The organism is Kribbella sancticallisti, assembly GCF_039530625.1.
GTDB lineage: Bacteria > Actinomycetota > Actinomycetes > Propionibacteriales > Kribbellaceae > Kribbella > Kribbella sancticallisti.
The window spans coordinates 465,063-478,069 of record NZ_BAAAOS010000020.1 but is presented as its reverse complement, the minus strand read 5'-3'; the positions used below and the strand labels follow the sequence as shown (position 1 = coordinate 478,069).

Genomic DNA, 13,007 nt, shown 5'->3' with positions numbered 1-13,007 from the left:
CTCCGGTAGGTATGCCTGCTGAGGGCCATGACTGTATAGACCGACGGGCGTGACTCAAAGAGGTAACGCAAAATTGCTACGAACTTCCCTAGTAGCCGGGCGGGATCTGGCGATTGGTACCATAGGGGGGTATTGTGTCGGCGAGCGTGAGGGAACAGGTCACATGGACGAGGTGCACGGCTACATCGAGAACAAGGACGACTACCTCCGGCGTCTGAAGCGCATCGAAGGTCAAGCCCGCGGTCTCCAGCGGATGGTCGAGAACGAGGACTACTGCATCGACATCCTGACGCAGGTTTCGGCGATGACGAAGGCGTTGCAGTCCGTCGCTCTCGGCCTGCTCAACGAGCATCTGAGCCATTGCGTCGTCCAAGCCGCGGCGGCCGGCGGTCCCGAGGCCGACCGCAAGGTCAAGGAAGCGGGTGACGCGATCGCTCGTCTCGTCCGCTCCTGACCCTCGCGCTGACTGTTGAACGATTTCTCCTGAGAGGACCCCTCATGTGTGACTCCTGCAGCTGCGGCACCGACACCAAGTCCACGACCGACGTGTCCATCGAAGGTGCCGCGGCGCCGGCCGTCGACACCTACACCGTTGTCGGAATGACCTGCGGCCACTGCGTCAGTTCGGTCAGCGCCGAGGTCGGAAAGCTCGCCGGCGTCACGTCGGTCGACGTCGACCTGCCCACGGGATCTGTCAAGATCGCCAGCACCACGCCGCTCGACCGCGACTCCGTCCGCGCCGCCGTCGAGGAAGCCGGCTACGAACTAGCCAACAGCTGACCGCAGGCCGGACCAGCCGGTGGCGGCGGCCGCGACGAGCAGCGCGGCTCCCAGATAATGTACGGCTCGGATCCCGAGTTGGCCGGCGAGGATCCCGCCGGCCAACAGGGACAGCAGCCTGCCGGACGGCCAGAGGAGGTCGAAGGCAGCGAAGACAATGCGACGGCAGCCGTGTGGAGTCAGCTGTGCCAGGTGAGCATTGGCTCGAGGGAGCGGAGCATTACCCCGTCCGGAAGAAGCCTCGCCACGGTGTTCCGGAGTGCAGCCGCCGGGCGTGACGACGCTTGCGCGAAGGTGCCGAACAAGCCGGACTGCCGTGCGATGGTCTGCGTCCGGTGTCGGCGACGCGCGTCGTACCTGCGCAGCGCCAGATCCAGGTCGTGGCTCTCCTCAAGCGCCTCGGCGAGCTCGACGGCGTCCTCGAGTGCAGTGCCACCGCCTTGGCCGAAGTCCGGCGTCATCGCATGCGCAGCGTCCCCGAGCAGGACCGTCCGGCCGGCGACGTAACTCCGGAGCGGCGGCAGTTGGTAGATGTCGTGGCGCAGGATGTCGGCCCGGGTGATGCTCTCGAGCATGGCCGGAATCGGGTCGTGCCAGTGCCCGAAGCGGCGCCGCAGTTCGGCGAGGTCGTCGTCGTACGTCAGACCTGCCGGCGTACTCGCGCTGAGGTAGCAGTAGATCGATCCGTCGGCAAGTGGAATGATCCCGACCCGCTCGCCGCGGCCCCAGCTCTCGCTGGCCTCGGGGGTCAGGCCCAGTGGTGGGGTGATGAAGCGCCAGGTGGTGTAGCCGGCGTACACCGGCGGCTTCGCGTCCGGCCACAGTCGGGCGCGAACGGTACTGCGGATTCCGTCGGCGCCGACGAGCAGATCAGCGGTACGCCGACCGCCGCCGTACTCGATCGTCGCCAGGCCGTGGACGTCCTCGACGGTTGTGCCCAGAACCAGCGCGTCATCCGGAACAGCCGCTCGCAGGATGTCGAGCAGAGCCGGCCGGCGGATCATCACGGTCGGCCCGTAGCGCTTCTCGATCGCGCCGAGCTCGGAGCGAAACAGCCAGCGCCCGCGCGCGTCACGGAAGCCGGCGCCCGCCTCGATCCCGCCCGCGGAGCGTACCTCGTCGCCGACGCCGAGGAGATCGAGCGCCCGGACCGCGTTGGGCCACAGGGAGATCCCGGCGCCGACCTCCGTGAGCGCGGGCGCGCGTTCGACGACCGTGATCTGCCATCCACGCCCCTGCAGTGCGATGGCGGCGGCGAGACCACCCAGCCCGGCTCCGACGATCACAGCTCTTCTGTCCTGCATGGCGCTACCTTTCTGTCGTGTGCGGCGGCCGTCGCGACCAGCGGTGGAGCGCGACAGCGGCCACGCCGACCCAGCTCACGGCGGTCACGGTGAAGGACGTGCCGACCAAGGCGCGGAAGGGCCTGGAACGGTCGAGCGAAGGCCGCATCGCGAGAGGTGCGAAGGCGAGTGCGTTGGTCCAGGTGCCGATCGCGAGGGGTACGGCGACTGCGCGCGGCAACCTGGGGAGCGCGACGCTGGTGGCTGTGGTGAGGCCGCCCATCATGATGAGGTCGAGGTGTAGCTGGCGGATCCGTCCAGGCGCCTGGATGCCGAGTCCCTTGACCCATTCCGGCTTGTACGACGCCGCCGCGTACGGATAGCCGGCGAGCGCACCGGCGGCGATCTGCACGAACCCGGAGACTGCCAAGCCGTCGACGAGTGCCGACCTGCGTTGCTGAGGAGAAGTGTTCATCGCTGTCTCGCTTCGTCTCGTAGTGTCGTTCGGCTGGTGCCGGTCAGGAATTGCCGGACAAGTGGCACGGCCTGAGCCGGGCGATCGTCGTGGACGGAGTGGCCCGCATCGGCGATCACCTCAGTCCTGACGTGCGGCAGCGCGCTCGTAAAGCGGTCGATCAGCCGGACCGGAAAGTAGCGATCGCGAGCGCCCCACACGATCAGCACTGGCGACCGGACGAGCCCGAGGTCCCGCTCGGTGGCGGTCCACTTCACGGTGCGCTCCACGCGCAGCAGATCGCGCCGGAGTCCAGGCCTGCTGCGTAAGGTGCGTGCGGCCGTCCGTGTGAGTTCAGGCGACGGAAGCCGGTCAGCATCGACGAACGACTTGTGGAGCATGTGCCGCACAGCGGCATTCGTGGTGAACCGCGCGGCCACTTCGCCGACGACCGGCACGCGCAGTGCCCGGAACTCCCACACGTCCCTGACGGTGAGTCCGGCCGGAGCCAGCAGGACGAGCCGCCGAATCCGATCGGGGAACAGCTCGACCAGCCGTAGTGCGAAACCTCCGCCCCAGGAATGCCCCACCACAATGACCTCGCTCAGTCCAACGGCGTCGAGGAAGTCGACGAGTGACTGGACGATGGCGTCTACGTCGTACCCGAAGCTGTTGCTCACGACACGGGTGCCGCCCTGACCGGGAGGATCAACCGCGTAGACGGTGTGGTCAACCGCCAGTTGAGGCAGCAGTGCGTGGAAGGTGAGCTCCCAGCCGCCGCTGCCGGGCAGCAACAGGACGGGTGGTCCGTGGCCCGCACGCGCGTATCCGAACCGCACAAGCTCGGTCTCGGCAACACCGCACTCGAGTCCTTCCATCCCAGCCCTCCTTCCACTGCCGGCCGCTGGTCTTGCCGTCAAATACCGGGGTACGGTATTAAGCTATACACAAGCGTCTAGGTTAAGGGGAGTTCGATGAGCCGTCACGCTCATCAGCACACAGGAGCGGTGCCCGGTGTCGACGAGAGAGACGGGGGTCGTCCGTGGCGGTGGTGGACGCTGATGTTGCTGGCGTTCGCGCAGTTCATGCTGATCGTCGACATCACGGTGGTGCAGGTCGCGTTGCCGAGCATCGGGGACGATCTCGGGCTCGAGCGCGTCGCGCTTCACCTTCGCGCCGCAGACCTGCTCCAGCGGGCCGAGGCCCCGCGCCCGGACACCGGTAACAGTTGCCATCAACAACGAAGGCTCCTGTGCGATAAGAGTCAGCTGAACCCGCCTGGCTGCCTGCGGCAATGACGGCGGTGCGCTCAAGCATCACCAGGGCGCGGCGCCCCAGCGGGCCGTCCGGTCCCTGGCTGACCGGCCGGCTACGACGACGCCGACGTAGTCTTCGCGTCGCACATGATCCTGCATCACCAGCAGGCGCTGCAGCTGGCCGGCATCGCCGGCTGGGAGGCCAAGAGCGCCGAGGTGAAGAAGATCGCCGCGGCGATCACCGTGGTGCAGGAACCCCAGAAGAAGCAGATGTCGGCCTGGCTGACTTCCTGGGGTAAGCCGGTACCAGCGCCGTCACACGGCGGACACCATGCCGAGGAATCCATCCCCGGCATGCTCGACGAGGACCGAAATGCACGACGTCGCTACAGACCACTCCGCACAGGCCGGAACCCTGAAACGACTGCTGGGACGGCTTCCGGTCGCCTGGCGCAGCCTTGAGCCGCGAGCGGTGAGGGTCGGCACCGGCGCAGCGGTCTGGTGCCGAAGCGCCCTTCGTCGTATTTCGTCTGGATAAAGGCGACACCGCCCGGGGAGAGCGGTTCGAAGGCGATCCGGAGCAGGCGGTCGCCGTACTCCGGGGTCGGGATCAGCTCGAAGACGCAGAAACTCAGGAACACGTCGCACGGACCGCCGACGGCTTGGATCGCCTGCTCCGGCGTGTCGACCCCGATGTGGATGCCGCGGAAGGGTGTGTCGCAGACGGCGGCGACCTGACGCTCACACTCGCGCAGGCTCGCGCTCGTGACGTCGACGCCGACGAACTCGCCTGCCCGCGGTGCGAATTGGACGGCGTTCATGCCGCCGCCGGAGCCCCATTCGACGACACAGTCCCAGCGTGGTGGTGTGTCGAGTCGACGGGTGCTCCGGTCGAACAGATCGAGATTGCGGCGAGTCGCTGCTCCGACTGCGTGAGACCAGCTGTGCTCAACGCCCGCCGTACGAGCCGTTTCCCCTGCCGCCGAGGCTCTGGATGGCGCGATAGAACTCCATATGATCCCCCACTCGCCCTGTAGTTGTGGTCTCATCCTCGGCGCGTACCTCGATGACCGAATCGGGTGTCTTCGAACAACGCGGCGGTCAGCTCGGCGAACTGGTCGTCAAGGCGAGTCGCCTGCAGTCGGCTTCGCTCGGCCAGTAAGCGGACGATGCGGTCTCGGTCCGACCGGACCTCCTCGAGTTGTCTCTCGAGGCGGTCGACATCCAGCGCTCCTGGAGATCGGACTCGAACACACCCATGCCCGGCACGATCACGACATCGTGGCGACGTACCCAGGCAGAAGCGCCAGGCGTCGATCAATGCACCCAAACCGATCCAGAGGACTGTCACCGGCCGGCGCAGCAGTCGCGAGCGCCTCGCAACCGGTGCATGCAGCCACTGGAGCGCCGGGTGAACGGCCGCCTTACCTGCCATCGCCCCGGGGCAAGCCCGCTCGCGGTGCGGCGCCGGCGACCAGCGGGCCCCGGTTACCGCTGTTCGCTGTCGACGATGGTTCGCAGTGCAGGCTGAAGGATGCGCTCGATGTCGGCGCGGTCGGCTCCGGCCAGGACTGGATCTTGCAGAAGGTACCGGGCGATCGTTACTCCCAGCGTGCACGCATTCAAGACCGCGGCGCGCAGCTCGCTGTCGTTACCGCCGATGGTCGCAGCGACCGCTGCCTGTGTTGGCCCCATCACCTGATCGCGCAGGACTGCACCAGCAGCAGGATGAGTCAGACAGCTCCTCAGCAGCGCCGACGCGCCGCCACGACGCTCGGGGTCTTCGAAGTCGGTGAAGAGGTGCGCAGCCGCCGCCTCCGCCAGGTCCGCCGCCGCCGCACCGGTCAGCGACTCCAGATCGACGCCGGATGCTGCGGCTAGCGAAAACAGCCGTTCCTTGGTGCCGAACAACTGCATCACCAATGCGGGATCGATCCCTGCCTCCGCGGCGACGGCGCGAATGCTGGTCCGCTCGTAGCCGAGCTCGCCGAACTGGCGGCGTGCGGCCGCCAGAATCGCATTTTCCGTACGTCGGCGCCGATCGGCGCGTGAGATCGACTCGTCCTCCGTCACCTCTTCACTCTACATGCGTTGACCGAATGTGCATTTCGCTCTACGCTCGTTGAGTGAATGAGCGAAGAGTAGAGATGGCCGCTCGGCGCCGGGCGTCGGGCTCACTCGGTGTGCGCGCGGCGGTGGCGCTGGCGGTGTTGTCGGGCAGTCAGCTGCTGATCGTCGTCGATGCGACAATCGTCAACGTCGCGCTGGGTCCCATCCGGGACGGATTGGGGTTCACGGCTGCGCAACTGCAGTGGGTGATCACCGCCTATACCCTCGCCTTCGGTGGGTTGCTGCTGGTCGGTGGCAGGGTCGCGGACCGGTTCGGTCACCGCCGGACGTTCCTGCTGGGGGCCGTCGCCTTCGGCATCGCGTCACTGATCGGCGGCGCGGCGGGCGACCAGCTCGTCCTCGTCGGTGCGCGGGCCGTTCAAGGCGCCGGGGCCGCGATGATGGCTCCCGCGGCGATGGCTCTGGTGATGGACGTGTTCGCGCCAGGTCGTGGCCGGACCCTGGCGTTCGGGATCTGGGCCGGCGTGACGGCCGGCGGCACGGCGCTCGGGTCGGTACTCGGCGGTGTGCTGACCGAGGCGATCTCGTGGCGTTGGGTGCTGTGGATCAACGTTCCGGTCGTCGCTGTCGTGGTGCTGCTCGGCCTCCTGGCCCTGCCGAGGCCCGGCGGAGTCCAGACCTCGAGGATCGACGTAGTCGGCACGACGACCGCGACCGGCGGCCTGATCCTTCTGGTCTACGGCCTGAGTAGGGCCGCCGACCACGGATGGACGGGTGGAACGCTTCTCGTTCTGCTTGGGGCGTTCGCACTCCTGGTGGCTTTCGTGTTCCTGCAGGCCACCCTGCGGGCCTCGCTCGTTCCGGCAGATGTCCTGCGCAGCCGGACTGTTGTGGCTGCCGACGTGGTAGGGCTGATCCTGGGCGTTGCGATCTATGCCCTCTTCTTCTTCGTCAGCCTGTTCCTGTCCACGATCCAGGGCAAGGATCCGGTGTACGTCGGCCTGGCCTTCGTGCCGATGACTGCCGCGATCGCTGTCGCGGCACGCTTCTCCGGGGCGCTGGCCGACCGGGTCAGCCCAGGTCGATTGTCTGCGGCCGGCGCGGCGTTGGTGGCGCTCGGACTGGCGCTGCTGGTCAGGATCGACCCGGCGTCCAGCTATGCGGCGACGCTGCTACCTGGCCTGGTCGTCGCCGGCCTCGGTTTGGGCCTGACGTTCGTCCCGCTGACTACTGCAGCGATGTCGAGCGCTGGATCCGCCGATTCCGGGATCGCCTCTGCGCTGTTCAACGCTGCCCAGCAGATCGGAGGGGCACTTGGTCTCGCGGTGCTGACCACAGTCAGTACCGCGGCGGCTGGCACCACCGGCGTGGTGACCGCCGAGTCGACGACCAACGGCTGGCGGATGGCGCTGGCCATCGCAGCAGCGCTGACAGGTGTGGCTTCACTCCTCGCAGCCACCCTGATCAAGCCTGGCCCGCAGCCGGCCGCGGGGCGATGAGGTGGTCGCCAGCTACCGCACGGCGCTCACCACTCCCGGCATCGCCCGCGTCATTGCCGCTGTTTTGGTGTGCTACCTGCTGGCCGGAATGGTCAACCTGTCCCTGCTGACCAGCGCAACCCAGGCCACCGTCAGCTACACCATTGCTGGGGCTGTCGTCGGCGCCTACTCGACAGCTGTCGCCGTCACCGCCCCGGTCTGGGGCCGGGTCGCAGACCGCCGCGGACCGCTGTGGACTCTCGCGCGCGGCTGCCCGTAGCAACGGCCCGTCGGCCGAGCCGGGCCGCCGTATGGGCGTGGGTGCCAGGCAGTTGCACATCCTGACTGTCGTGGCGCTCGGCGCGGTCGCCATCGGCGCACTGCAGGTCAGTGTAGTGGCCCATGCCGCACACCTCGGCCGCAACCCGGGCCCTTTCATCGCGGCCATGGCGTGCGGCGGCGTCGTGGCGAGTTTCGTCTACGGCGCCCGGTCCTCGTCCGGATCACTTCCAACCCAGCTCGCTGTCGCGCTCGGCCTGTACGGCGTCCTGATCGTTGCCGTCGGCACCGGTCCCGGAATGATCGTTTCCGTCGTTCTTCTGCTGCTCGTCGGTGCCGCCACCGGGCCGGCTGACGCCATCGAAGCGCTCCTGATCGCCAACCACACCCCCGACCACGCCCAGTCCCAGGCGTTCGCGGCCCTGACGACAGCGAACTGGCTCGGCTTCGCCACCGGGAGCGCACTCGCCGGCGCGGCGGCCGACCACGCTCCGTTCTGGACCGCGACCACGATCGCTGCCGCCGCCGCGCTTGTGGCTACGCTGTCGCTGGTCGTGCCTCCGTGGAGACGGCAACTGCTTGAAAACCCATGACCGTGGTCCGGGCATCGAATCGAGCAGCATCAACCACGTGTGGCCTGCGGACGGTCGCAGCGCTGCTGCTTGCGCCACCCGTACCGGGTGAGGCCCTTCGGTTTGTACACGGACAACATCGTGACGGTCAGGAGGACCGCAACACCGCCGACGGAGTGCGGCAACGTCGACGGCAGCTCACCGGGAGTGGGGCTGTCGGCTGCTGAGCGGGACAACTGAGCGACGGTGCGGCTCTCGACCAGCAACACCACGGTGGCGAAGACGGTGAGCAGCAATTTCACGATCACCCAATAGTGCCGAACCAAGCCCCACGAGGTGCCGAGTGCGTTCACGATGCCCACCACCACCGATGTCACGGCCAGGGGAACGATGACATCGGCTGTCAGCAGCGCCATCGCCGAGTAGGCGACCCGCACCGTCTCGGGATCGGTGCTCGTCGCGGCTGTCACGTCCAGCGCGAGGTAGCTGACGACCGCGCCCAACCAGCCGACCGACGTCACCACGTGAACGGTCAGCACGCCTTTGCGGAGACCCGGACTCAGCGCCACGAACGCGTCCCGCTGGCCGGCTCACTGAAATCGCTCGTGGTGACCACCGCGCCGGCCTGCGCACTACCAAGCCCGCTGTGCCGCCTGGGGCCGTGCTCGCCGCCGACTCCGGCGAGCATCAGCACCAGCAGAAGCACCAGCACAACACCGGCGACCACCACGGACACCTTCACCCAGCGCGGCACACCCGGTGGCCTTGCCGATCCCGGTCGAGGACCATGAGCCTCGCCGGGCGAACGCGGATCGCTATCCATGCGCCCTCCAAATTTTTCGATACACCATGCCTACACTAAGACATGGTGTCGTAGGAAGAGTCGCGGCGTATGCTTCGAGGGTGCCGAAGTTGTGGAACGAGACGATCGACGCGCACCGCCGGTCCGTGCGGGAGGCGATCCTCGACAGTGCCTGGACGCTGGCGACGGAGCACGGAGTCCTGTCCGTGACGATGACGCAGGTCGCCGAGCGGGCCGGCATCGGCCGAGCGACGCTCTACAAGTACTTCCCCGACGTCGAGGCAATCCTGGCCGCCCAGCACCAACGCCACGTCGACAGCCACCTCGCCCGGCTGATCGAAATTCGTGACCAGCACACCAAGGCAGATCAACGCTTGAGAAGTGCCGTCGAGCACTACGCCAACATCTGCCACCACCGCGCTCAGCACGGCACCGAAGAGCTGGCGGCACTACTGCATCGCGGTCACCAGGTCGACCACGCTCAGCAGCACCTCGCCACCCTGTTCGAAGAACTCATCGCAGACGCCGCGGCCGCCGGCCACCTGCGCAACGACGTGGCTCCCGCCGAGCTGACCACGTACTGCCTCCACGCCCTCGGTGCCGCGGGCAACCTCCGCGCGCAGGCCGCCGTCAAGCGCCTGGTAGCCGTCACCCTGGACGGACTGGGCTTCAGCCCCTCCTCTGCCCACTGATCTGGTCGCGCCCGCGGACCTCGCCGTACCTCGGCAAAGTGCCTGTCCGCCTAGGGGTTGACTCTGGAGCCGGGTACGGAGTCAACGCTGGAGTCAAACGTCCATCGACTCCCAAGAAGGACCCGATCGACATGTTCACCGACCACGCACACCACCTCGCTGCCCTGATCCGTCTCCAGTTCGGAATCCCGGACCTGCTCCCGCACCTCTACCGGCTGCTCGCCGCCGGACAACCCGTCAGTATCGAACAAATCGCGGCGGCCGGAGGCTGGAGCTCGGATGAGGTCCGCAGGGAACTCGGTCGGCATCCGGGCCTCGACTACGACGAACACGGCCGGCTCGCCGGGTTCGGGCTCACGCTGCGGCCCACCGCGCGCCGCTTCACCTTCGCGGGCCAGACCGTCTATGCGTTCTGCGCCAGCGACGCGCTGTTGTTCCCGGTGCTTCTACGGCAACCACCCGGCAGGCAGCCATCGAGCTCGGCTGGACGCAGGCGGCCGTTTGACTCCGTAGTTGGGTCCAGGGTTGATGATCGAGGGTATGCGGACCAGTCAGCTGGCCGAACAGGCCGGAGTCAACAGCGAAACCCTGCGCTACTACGAGCGCCGCGGTCTCCTCGAGCAGCCGCCGCGCACCCCGGGCGGCTACCGCGATTACCCCGTGGATGCGGTCGGGCTGCTGCGGTTCATCAAACGCGCCCAGGAACTCGGCATCACGCTAGACGAGATCGAAGAACTCCTTCACCTCGACACCGGCGGACCTGACAGCTGCGACACCGCCCGTGCCCTGGCCGAAGCCCGCAAGGCCGACCTGGACGCGCGGATCGCCGACCTGCAGCGGATGAACGCATCCCTCGAAGACCTGATCGACACCTGCGACCTACCGCGCTCCGACCGGCACTGCCCGCTGCTCGAAGCCATCCAGAACCAGCCATCCGGCGAACTCGCGAGGAGGAGCGAATGAAGCTCGACCTGCAAGTGCTGCACGTGCCGGACTGTCCCAACCTGGCACCGATGCTCGAACGGCTGCACACAGCCACCGACCTGCCCGTCACGACCCGCGAGATCAGCACCGACACCGAGGCCGCCGCGGCAGGCATGGCCGGCTCACCCACCCTGCTGATCAACGGCGTCGACCCGTTCTCCGCCCCCGACCACTGCGACTGCACCGTGTCCTGCCGCCTCTACCGAGACGACCAAGGCCGGATCGTGCCCGCGCCCAGCACCGAGCAACTCCGCGCCGCGATCACTGCGGCAACCACGCCGGTCGACGTTCCCGCAGCCGATACCGAGGCCGCCAGGTGCGGTGCTCAGGGCGCTCGCGGGTGACTGCCACGTGGCGTCGGCTGACCGGTATCAGTGAAGCGGACCGAAACGGCGGGGGGACCTGCTCCTCGACCGGAAGCTGTGTCAGCAGCTGGTTGTCTGCGAAGCCTCGGGTCCGCTTTGATGATGGCGTAGTGCGAGCGAGAACCAGTCCGGGTGGACTGCGTTGCACCGGCGGGCCGCGGGTACGTTGTGTCGAGTCGGCCCATGCGTGGAAGGAAGCGGCCGGTTTCGGCGGCGTAGTGCCGGTAGCGTTGGCCGTGGGTGGTTAGTAAGTACGGTTCCTCGACGACGCGGACCTGGAGTTGCAGGGCGAGGATCAGTATTGCGATGCCGGCGAGTGCGATCCAGTTCGGGGTCATGAGCGCCAGGCCGGTGCCGGTCAGCGCCATCGCGGTGAAGATTGGGTTGCGTACCAAGGCGAACGGTCCCGAGGTGACCAGGTCGGTGGTCTCGCGTTGGTCGACGCCGATGCGCCAGCTTGTGCCCATCGAGTACTGGGTCACCAGCGTTGCGGCGATGCCGGTGACGGTCGCGATCGTCGCGGCGGCTTTGATCAGAGGGCGGTCGAGTGCGGGGACAGGTTCGAGTCCGGCCAGTGCGGTGACCGGGCCGAGGAGGCCGCACAGCAGTGCGATGCCGAAGGAGACGCCGGCCCACCAGCGTGCGGAGCCCGGCCGGCCGGACAGGCCGCGGAAGCCGGAGTCACCGGTCTGGCGCAGTTGGAGCACGGTTCGCAGTACGAATCCGGTCAGGAAGTAGACGGCGAACAGTGCCAGCGCGAGGTATGCCATGGCTCAGTCCTTGCAGCAGCCGTCGTTGCAGGTGCCGTCGCTGCAACGGCAGCCGACGTGACCGTCGGTACTGGCGATCGGTGAGCAGCAGCCTTCGCCGCGCCAGGCTTCGATGCCTTCGCGGACTGCGACACCGGCGATGATCAGCCCGGCGATGGGGTCGGCCCAGCCCCAGCCGAGTGTGGCGTTGAGCACCAGTCCGATCAGGAGTACGGCGGACAGGTAGGTGCACAGCAGCGTTTGGGTGGAGTCGGCGACGACTGCGTTGGAGCCGAGGGCCTTGCCGGTACGGCGCTGTGCCCAGGACAGGAACGGCATGATGATCAGTGAGGCGATGGCGAGCCCGATGCCGACGGGTGAGGTGTCGGGATCGCTGCCGCCGATCAGGGCTCGGAGGGATTCGAAGGTGACGTAGGCGGCCAGGCCGAAGAACGAGAAGGCGAGCAGTCGCAGGGCTTGCCGTTCTCTGGTCTCGGGGAGGCGGTGCCGGAACTGCCACAAGATGATGAGCCCGCTGGACACCTCGACGACGGAGTCGAGGCCGAAGCCGACCAGGGCTACCGAGCCGGCGACGAGGCCGGCGCTGATCGCGACGATCGCTTCGATGACGTTGTACGTGACCGATGCCCCTGCGAGCAGCTGTGCGCGACGGCTCAGCTTGCGGCGCTGCTCCGGATCGGTCGTCCAGGAGCTTGGTGGTGGGGTGATCCGCACCGGCTCGAGTTGAAGCGCGTGGATCTGCGGCTGATCGGGGGTGTGGCGCCGGTCGCTCACCGCTGGGCCTCCTGGCCGTAGACGGGGCAGAGCGCGACGGCGTCACCAGTCAGCCCGAGCAGCCGCTCAGCGGCGGTCAGGAGTTCGAGCGAGGCATCGGGGTGCGTCAGCCGGAACAGAGACGCTCGGCCCTGGGGCCGGGACTCGACGAGGCCGCAGTCGCGCAGACACGCCAGGTGTTTCGAGACCGTCGACTGCGCCAGTCCGAGGTGTTCGGTGAGGTCGACGACCCGGTGCTCGCCAAGCGCGAGGTGCCGCACGATGGCCAGGCGGGAGGCATCACTGAAGCCGTGGAACAAACAAGCCGCCACCGAGAGAGCAGCTGTCTCGTCGACGGCAGGGTCCTGAATCCGCGTTGTCATCGCCATATGGCGATGTTAGCGCCAGTGGGCGCAGAGGGGAAGTGCGTCTCCGGTGCTGCAGGTGGGGGACTCGCCTGCGTGTGGAT

At 67.7% G+C, this 13,007-nt stretch carries 20 protein-coding genes and 1 pseudogene; 11 read left to right on the top strand and 10 right to left on the bottom strand.

Features of this window, described 5'->3' with window-relative positions:
- Positions 1-163: 163 nt before the first annotated feature.
- Both ABD255_RS18975 and ABD255_RS18970 read left to right on the top strand, forming a co-directional pair.
- Entirely contained in the window at positions 164-454 is a 291-nt protein-coding gene (locus ABD255_RS18975; protein ID WP_344215669.1) for a metal-sensitive transcriptional regulator, read from the top strand.
- 44 nt (positions 455-498) lie between these two features.
- A complete protein-coding gene (locus tag ABD255_RS18970; protein WP_344215667.1) occupies positions 499-780 on the top strand; it encodes a heavy-metal-associated domain-containing protein in 282 nt (93 codons plus the stop codon).
- Positions 781-959: 179 nt separating this feature from the next.
- On the opposite strand, the gene ABD255_RS18965 is transcribed toward ABD255_RS18970, so the two are convergent.
- The 3 genes from ABD255_RS18965 to ABD255_RS18955 are packed head-to-tail and all read right to left on the bottom strand — an operon-like array spanning position 960 to position 3,395.
- Positions 960-2,084 carry an FAD-dependent monooxygenase gene (locus tag ABD255_RS18965; protein ID WP_344215665.1) on the bottom strand — a complete coding sequence of 375 codons (1,125 nt, stop codon included), beginning with the start codon at positions 2,082-2,084 and terminating at the stop codon, positions 960-962.
- A 4-nt stretch (positions 2,085-2,088) separates the two neighbouring features.
- Entirely contained in the window at positions 2,089-2,538 is a 450-nt protein-coding gene (locus ABD255_RS18960) for a hypothetical protein (RefSeq protein ID WP_344215663.1), read from the bottom strand.
- Positions 2,535-3,395: an alpha/beta fold hydrolase gene (locus tag ABD255_RS18955; protein WP_344215661.1), complete on the bottom strand. Its 861-nt coding sequence runs from the start codon at positions 3,393-3,395 to the stop codon at positions 2,535-2,537. Before ABD255_RS18955 ends, ABD255_RS18960 begins: the two co-directional genes overlap by 4 nt.
- Positions 3,396-3,578: 183 nt before the next feature.
- Here ABD255_RS18955 and ABD255_RS18950 point away from each other — a divergent pair, with 183 nt between their 5' ends.
- Together ABD255_RS18950 and ABD255_RS18945 are read left to right on the top strand one after the other, a co-directional pair.
- On the top strand, positions 3,579-3,815 hold the full coding sequence (locus tag ABD255_RS18950) for a hypothetical protein (protein WP_344215659.1): 237 nt from the start codon (positions 3,579-3,581) through the stop codon (positions 3,813-3,815).
- 105 nt (positions 3,816-3,920) lie between these two features.
- Positions 3,921-4,235, top strand: coding sequence for a DUF305 domain-containing protein (locus ABD255_RS18945; protein ID WP_344215657.1), 315 nt, complete (start codon positions 3,921-3,923; stop codon positions 4,233-4,235).
- On the opposite strand, the gene ABD255_RS18940 is transcribed toward ABD255_RS18945, so the two are convergent.
- Positions 4,160-4,594: a hypothetical protein gene (locus ABD255_RS18940; protein WP_344215844.1), complete on the bottom strand. Its 435-nt coding sequence runs from the start codon at positions 4,592-4,594 to the stop codon at positions 4,160-4,162. The two genes, ABD255_RS18945 and ABD255_RS18940, sit on opposite strands and share 76 nt — an antisense overlap.
- A 667-nt stretch (positions 4,595-5,261) precedes the next feature.
- Entirely contained in the window at positions 5,262-5,846 is a 585-nt protein-coding gene (locus ABD255_RS18935) for a TetR/AcrR family transcriptional regulator (protein ID WP_344215655.1), read from the bottom strand.
- Between the two features lie 53 nt (positions 5,847-5,899).
- On the opposite strand from ABD255_RS18935, the gene ABD255_RS18930 reads away from it, so the two are divergent.
- From ABD255_RS18930 to ABD255_RS18920, 3 genes are read left to right on the top strand one after another with little or no spacing between them, the layout of a single operon-like run.
- Entirely contained in the window at positions 5,900-7,342 is a 1,443-nt protein-coding gene (locus tag ABD255_RS18930) for an MFS transporter (RefSeq protein ID WP_344215653.1), read from the top strand.
- Position 7,343: 1 nt separating this feature from the next.
- A complete protein-coding gene (locus ABD255_RS18925) occupies positions 7,344-7,601 on the top strand; it encodes a hypothetical protein (protein WP_344215650.1) in 258 nt (85 codons plus the stop codon).
- Positions 7,602-7,638: 37 nt separating this feature from the next.
- Positions 7,639-8,193, top strand: coding sequence for a hypothetical protein (locus ABD255_RS18920; RefSeq protein ID WP_344215648.1), 555 nt, complete (start codon positions 7,639-7,641; stop codon positions 8,191-8,193).
- 29 nt (positions 8,194-8,222) lie between these two features.
- On the opposite strand, the gene ABD255_RS18915 is transcribed toward ABD255_RS18920, so the two are convergent.
- A complete protein-coding gene (locus ABD255_RS18915; RefSeq protein ID WP_344215646.1) occupies positions 8,223-8,741 on the bottom strand; it encodes a DUF2269 domain-containing protein in 519 nt (172 codons plus the stop codon).
- The gene (locus tag ABD255_RS18910; RefSeq protein ID WP_344215644.1) at positions 8,732-8,926 is read right to left on the bottom strand and encodes a hypothetical protein; all 195 of its coding nucleotides are present in this window, start codon (positions 8,924-8,926) and stop codon (positions 8,732-8,734) included. The genes ABD255_RS18915 and ABD255_RS18910 overlap by 10 nt, the downstream gene beginning before the upstream one ends.
- Before the next feature lie 149 nt (positions 8,927-9,075).
- Between ABD255_RS18910 and ABD255_RS18905 the strand changes: the two genes are divergently transcribed.
- From ABD255_RS18905 to ABD255_RS18890, 4 genes and pseudogenes are all read left to right on the top strand, one after another.
- Positions 9,076-9,666 (top strand): TetR/AcrR family transcriptional regulator, encoded by a 591-nt coding sequence (locus ABD255_RS18905; RefSeq protein ID WP_344215642.1) that lies wholly within the window; start codon positions 9,076-9,078, stop codon positions 9,664-9,666.
- Positions 9,667-9,797: 131 nt separating this feature from the next.
- Positions 9,798-10,007 (top strand): annotated as a pseudogene (locus ABD255_RS18900) (organomercurial lyase MerB); the annotation flags it as partial.
- 199 nt (positions 10,008-10,206) lie between these two features.
- A complete protein-coding gene (locus ABD255_RS18895; protein ID WP_344215640.1) occupies positions 10,207-10,629 on the top strand; it encodes a MerR family transcriptional regulator in 423 nt (140 codons plus the stop codon).
- On the top strand, positions 10,626-10,994 hold the full coding sequence (locus ABD255_RS18890) for a hypothetical protein (RefSeq protein WP_344215638.1): 369 nt from the start codon (positions 10,626-10,628) through the stop codon (positions 10,992-10,994). Before ABD255_RS18895 ends, ABD255_RS18890 begins: the two co-directional genes overlap by 4 nt.
- Here the strand turns inward: ABD255_RS18890 and ABD255_RS18885 are convergent.
- Genes ABD255_RS18885 through ABD255_RS18875 form a run of 3 tightly spaced genes read right to left on the bottom strand, consistent with a single transcriptional unit; the run spans position 10,976 to position 12,927 of the window.
- Positions 10,976-11,785, bottom strand: coding sequence for a methyltransferase family protein (locus ABD255_RS18885; protein ID WP_344215636.1), 810 nt, complete (start codon positions 11,783-11,785; stop codon positions 10,976-10,978). The genes ABD255_RS18890 and ABD255_RS18885 overlap by 19 nt on opposite strands.
- Positions 11,786-11,788: 3 nt before the next feature.
- A complete protein-coding gene (locus ABD255_RS18880) occupies positions 11,789-12,559 on the bottom strand; it encodes a cation diffusion facilitator family transporter (protein WP_425554460.1) in 771 nt (256 codons plus the stop codon).
- Positions 12,556-12,927, bottom strand: coding sequence for an ArsR/SmtB family transcription factor (locus ABD255_RS18875; protein ID WP_344215635.1), 372 nt, complete (start codon positions 12,925-12,927; stop codon positions 12,556-12,558). The genes ABD255_RS18880 and ABD255_RS18875 overlap by 4 nt, the downstream gene beginning before the upstream one ends.
- Between the last annotated feature and the right edge of the window lie 80 nt (positions 12,928-13,007).

Coding starts and splice junctions, on each gene's coding strand:
- ABD255_RS18895 (WP_344215640.1), top strand. CDS start 10,207: ATGCGGACCAGTCAGCTGGCCGAACAGGCCGGAGTCAACAGCGAAACC.
- ABD255_RS18885 (WP_344215636.1), bottom strand. CDS start 11,785: ATGGCATACCTCGCGCTGGCACTGTTCGCCGTCTACTTCCTGACCGGA.
- ABD255_RS18960 (WP_344215663.1), bottom strand. CDS start 2,538: ATGAACACTTCTCCTCAGCAACGCAGGTCGGCACTCGTCGACGGCTTG.
- ABD255_RS18890 (WP_344215638.1), top strand. CDS start 10,626: ATGAAGCTCGACCTGCAAGTGCTGCACGTGCCGGACTGTCCCAACCTG.
- ABD255_RS18875 (WP_344215635.1), bottom strand. CDS start 12,927: ATGGCGATGACAACGCGGATTCAGGACCCTGCCGTCGACGAGACAGCT.
- ABD255_RS18940 (WP_344215844.1), bottom strand. CDS start 4,594: ATGAACGCCGTCCAATTCGCACCGCGGGCAGGCGAGTTCGTCGGCGTC.
- ABD255_RS18965 (WP_344215665.1), bottom strand. CDS start 2,084: ATGCAGGACAGAAGAGCTGTGATCGTCGGAGCCGGGCTGGGTGGTCTC.
- ABD255_RS18970 (WP_344215667.1), top strand. CDS start 499: ATGTGTGACTCCTGCAGCTGCGGCACCGACACCAAGTCCACGACCGAC.
- ABD255_RS18945 (WP_344215657.1), top strand. CDS start 3,921: ATGATCCTGCATCACCAGCAGGCGCTGCAGCTGGCCGGCATCGCCGGC.
- ABD255_RS18955 (WP_344215661.1), bottom strand. CDS start 3,395: ATGGAAGGACTCGAGTGCGGTGTTGCCGAGACCGAGCTTGTGCGGTTC.
- ABD255_RS18950 (WP_344215659.1), top strand. CDS start 3,579: ATGTTGCTGGCGTTCGCGCAGTTCATGCTGATCGTCGACATCACGGTG.
- ABD255_RS18975 (WP_344215669.1), top strand. CDS start 164: ATGGACGAGGTGCACGGCTACATCGAGAACAAGGACGACTACCTCCGG.